The 1100-nt window shown below is 56.0% G+C and carries 1 protein-coding gene and 1 pseudogene; both read left to right on the top strand.

Annotated features, from left to right (window positions below):
• Nucleotides 1-635 (top strand): outer membrane lipoprotein-sorting protein (locus tag A3730_RS07895; protein ID WP_063537863.1); only part of this gene is annotated, 635 nt, incomplete at its 5' end.
• Nucleotides 636-652: 17 nt separating this feature from the next.
• A pseudogene (locus A3730_RS07890) lies at nt 653-1100 on the top strand (hypothetical protein); the annotation flags it as partial.

Here is a 1100-nt window from a genome sequence, read left to right as displayed (position 1 = left end):
TGATCAGCAAGAGTGGCCAGACCTCGGAGCGCGAGCTGCGCGTCAAGACGCTGGAAGGAACCGGTGAGGAAGAGGGCGACAAGAGCCTGACCATCTTCGATACCCCCCGTGACGTGCGCGGCACCGCCATGCTTACGTTCAGCTACAAGACCCGTGACGACGACCAATGGCTGTACCTGCCCGCGCTGCGCCGGGTGAAAACCATTGCCTCACGGAACAAATCCGGCCCTTTCATGGGCAGTGAATTCAGTTTTGAAGACATGCGCGGGCAGGAGGTGGAAAAGTACACCTACAAGTACCTGCGCGATGAACCCTGCGGCGAACTGACCTGTTTCGTGGTCGAGCGTTACCCGCAAGATGAGGATTCGGGCTACACCCGCCAGGTTTCCTGGATTGACCAACAGGAATACCGGACCTGGAAAGTGGACTATTACGATCGCAAGAAAAGCCTGCTCAAGACGCTCACCGCCAGTGATTTTTCACAGTACCAGGACAAGTACTGGCAGCCCGGCAAGATGTCCATGGTCAATCACCAGACAGGGAAATCCACGGATCTGTTCTGGAGCAACTACCGCTATGACACGGGGCTGAGTGAGTCAGACTTCAACAAGAACAGCCTGAAACGCGCCCGTTGATTTCTTCCGCCAAAAACATGAAGAACTGGCTGGTTACGGCATCGCTGCTGGCAGTGCCACTCATCTCCTCTGCGTGGGAATTTCGCGGTGAAGTGGCGCTGGAAGGGCGTTATTTTACTCAGGACTCTCCCTATGCCCGGGCGGATTATTCCACGAACGCTTCCGGCTACATCAAGCCGGAAATACTCCATGAGTGGAACAATCGTGATGACCTGTTCACCTTTATCCCCTATGCCCGGGTGGACGAACACGATACAGAGCGAACCCACTGGGATATTCGCGAGCTGTCCTGGATTCATGTGGGTGATGGCTGGGAATCCCGGGTGGGCATTCGCAAGGTGTTCTGGGGCGTTACCGAAGGGCGCCACCTGGTGGATATCATCAACCAGACCGATCAGGTGGATCAGGTGGATGGTGAGGAAAAACTCGGCCAGCCCATGATTAACCTGTCCACGGTACGGGACT

The sequence above is a fragment of the Alcanivorax sp. HI0044 genome (assembly GCF_001634945.1).
This window is presented reverse-complemented; position numbering and strand designations above follow the sequence as displayed.